The sequence below is a fragment of the Nocardia sp. NPDC005366 genome, assembly GCF_040606855.1.
In the GTDB taxonomy this organism is placed as follows: Bacteria; Actinomycetota; Actinomycetes; order Mycobacteriales; family Mycobacteriaceae; genus Nocardia.
Window position 1 is genome coordinate 1 of the sequence record NZ_JBEXFQ010000089.1, and the last position, 3184, is coordinate 3184.

2 protein-coding genes are annotated in these 3184 nt (G+C 64.1%); one reads left to right on the top strand and one right to left on the bottom strand.

What is annotated here, in order from left to right:
* Positions 1-1238: 1238 nt before the first annotated feature.
* The gene (locus tag ABZS43_RS36480; RefSeq protein ID WP_355040577.1) at positions 1239-2654 is read right to left on the bottom strand and encodes a metallophosphoesterase family protein; all 1416 of its coding nucleotides are present in this window, start codon (positions 2652-2654) and stop codon (positions 1239-1241) included.
* 120 nt (positions 2655-2774) lie between these two features.
* On the opposite strand from ABZS43_RS36480, the gene ABZS43_RS36485 reads away from it, so the two are divergent.
* Positions 2775-3113, top strand: a complete 339-nt coding sequence (locus tag ABZS43_RS36485) for a hypothetical protein (protein ID WP_355040578.1) — start codon at positions 2775-2777, stop codon at positions 3111-3113.
* Positions 3114-3184: the final 71 nt, after the last annotated feature.

The window sequence follows — 3184 nt, forward strand, 5'->3', positions numbered from 1 at the left end:
CCGCTCGCTAATTCTCTAGCGCTTCGCTGTTTCTAGAGAATTAGCGAGCGGACGGGGGCAGGCGAGTGGTGGTTACGTGAGCAGGTAGGGAACGGAAGAGAGAGACCAGAAGGGGAGGGATGACCACAAGAGAGAGGGTTGAGAGCGGGGTTACGGAGGGGTGTGAGAGTTGCGTCTAGGGAGCGCGAGGTTGGGAGTGTAGGCAGTGAGTTAGGGCGTGTGTGGGATGCGAGCGGGGGAAGAGATGACCACGAGAGGAGGGTGGGAACCGGTGGGCGGGTTACCGCTTAAGAGGCGAGATTTTTGATGCGTAGGGATCAATTTGACGCGTAGGCATCAACTGGTTGGCTGTCGTGTGCGGGGTTACCTCTTAAGAGGGGAAAGTTGAGGCTTGTGCGTCAAAAGCCTTGATGCCTAGGCGTCATCGGGTGCATTGGAGATACGAGCGCGGTTCCCCTCCTACGAGGGGAAATGTTCAGCTATCGGGATGCACGCGCGTCGGCTCGCGGCCGAGCGGTTCGGAATTGCCGCGTAGGCATCAAGCGACAGGCTCTTGGGCAGCGGCGAGACTTACCTCTTATGAGGGGAAAGTTAGGGGATGGGAGTCGATCCGGCAGTTGATGCCTAGGACTCAACTTGAGGCATAGGCATCAAGTTCGGGTGTCCAGAATTCTGGACACTGCCCGGTGACCGGTGGCGGTCAGACTTACCTCGTAAGAGGGGAACTGGTCACGCAGGGACCAAGTCGGCGTGGGGTGTTTCCGGTCTCAGAGTTACCGCGTAAGAGGTGAAAATTGATGGTTATGCCTCCGATCCCTCGACGGGGAGGTGAGGAGGCAGCCACCTGCACGCGAAAGCGGCGGGGGGAGCGATGTCCACCCGCCGCCTTCGTCCGTGTTCAGTCCGCAGTTGGCTCAACGTCACTGAACCTCACCAACGCCACAAACCGCTGTTTTCCCAGGACGGCTCACAATGTCAACATCAACCAACGAGGCTGTGACCTGCAAAGATACCGATGATCGAACTGCAAAGCCGTTTACGCGGGTTCAATTCCCGCCGCTCGCTCGAAGACAGGCACAGGGCTGCGCTGTCGCGGTGCCCGGTTCGGCGCGACATCATCGTCGAGCCGGGCCCGCATCGCTCGTGTTATCCCGGTATCGGGGACGGACGTTCGCGACGCGGATTCCCGAGGGGCGAATGCCGTGCCGAGCGACGGACCGCCGCCATGGCGCATCCGATCAGGACAGCCCGGAGAAATCCCGCAGCACAACGTGATTGCGATCGGCGTGGACGCCGAGCGTGTAATCGGGTAGCAGGCCGAAGTATTCACCGCGCGTCGTCGCACTCCACCGCCGCGCGGCCGGGCTGCGAGTCTTGTAGAAATTCACCATGTAGCCGCCCTCGTACAACCGAAGCAGGCAGTAACCACCCGGATATTCCTTGACCGCCCCGACTTCGAGGAATTCCACCGCGCACTCCGCGTCCGGGCGAGTGCGGCGATTGCGGTGCGTATGCCCCGCGTGATGCAGGAAGACGCCGGACGCTCGCGTGTAGAGCGCTTGCAGTTCGGCGCTGTCGGCGGCGTTCAGGACGAACCCGGGCCCCGCGGTATTGGTGAGACCGGATTCGGCGGTCACCGGATGATGACCGAATATCAGAGTCGGCCGGTCCGGATCGGCACGTAGCACCTGCGCGAGACGGTCGAATTGCGCCCGATCGATACGCCCGCCCGCCGCGTCGAGATCACTTGTGTCCAGTCCGATCACTCGCAGACCACCGACTTCGTGCTCGACCAACTGCTGACGCGGGGTGAACACCTCGCCCCAACAGTCGTGATGATCGGCCTGGGCCGGACGGCACGCGCGGTAGTCATCGCCGAGGTGCGGACGGTCATGATTACCACGCACCACCAGGTAGTCCTGTCCGAGCGCGCCCCAGGAATCCAGCCGTGCGCGCACCGCTCGCGATTCCTCTGCTCCGGCCTCGCTGGTGAGATCGCCCGCCAGAATCAGCCGTTGCGCCCCCCGATCCGGTGCGCGCAGATCCTCGAGGAGCGCGGTCAGCATCACCTCCGGATACGGCGGCTGCCCCGGGATCTCGCGGAACCCCGGAGGAAAGTCGCCGATCACCAGCCCGCTGACGGTTTCGCCGTAATGCACGTCATTGGCCAGGGCCAAGGTACGCAGCAGGCGACCCGGAGGCGGAACCAATGTGGTCAATTCCCCCGTCGTCTCCGGAGAACCCGGCGTCAGCGTGGTCAGATTCAACGCGGGAGTCGCGCGACTACCGTCCGACCACGCCTCGAACCGGTAGCGTCTGCCCGGCTCCAGCCCCCTGATCTCCGCGTAGTGGAACGGCGTCGGCTCCGGCTCCGCATACCGTGCGCTCGGCGCCAGCGGTGAGTCCGCGGGACCGATCCGAACCTCCCCGCCCGCGGCGACGGGAACCAATCGCCCGTCGGCATCCGGGGTAACCGTCGTCCACGTCAGGATGACCGAGACGTCGGTGACCGTCACCACTTCCAGATCCGTCGCGAGCAACGAATTCCCCTGTGCACGAGCCGAACCCGGTCGCGGCAGCCCCGCCGATGATGCCAGTGCGGCGAGTCCGAGAATACCGAGCACGGTCCGGCGCGACGGTCCGCAGCAGGTCATGCGGCGAGAGTACCGCCGAACCCGCGTCCGAGTCCGGTGGACGTTGCGGGCGATGTCGCGAGGTCGGTTCGCAAGTCGGTGGCAAGTCGTCGTTAATGCCGGTAGCGGAGAGTGCGTTCCATGTCGAGGACTGAGATTCCGCTCGCGGCCGATCGAGACATCCGGTGGCGAGCCTACGCGCTGATCACCGGGGGTGTGCTGTTCGCGGTGGGTAATGCGCTGCACCCGTTGGAACATTCCGAAGCCGCCGAACAGGCGAGCACCTGGGTGGCCGCACACCTGACCTTCACCGTGGGTGCGGTGCTGCTCGCGGTCGGGCTCGGGGTGGTGACCTCGGGTTGGACCGTCCCCGCCGACCACCGAGCAGCGACCGTCGACCGCCGAGTGTCGGGAGGCGTCGGATCGGATGTCACCACCGCCGGGGTCCTGTTGTATCTAGGTTCTGTCTCGAAGTGGTGAGGGTGGGTAGATAGCCTGCTCTCACCAGTGGCGGAGCCACTGGTTTATGACGGCAACATGGACCGTGGCCA

Coding starts and splice junctions, on each gene's coding strand:
- ABZS43_RS36480 (WP_355040577.1), bottom strand. CDS start 2,654: ATGACCTGCTGCGGACCGTCGCGCCGGACCGTGCTCGGTATTCTCGGA.
- ABZS43_RS36485 (WP_355040578.1), top strand. CDS start 2,775: ATGTCGAGGACTGAGATTCCGCTCGCGGCCGATCGAGACATCCGGTGG.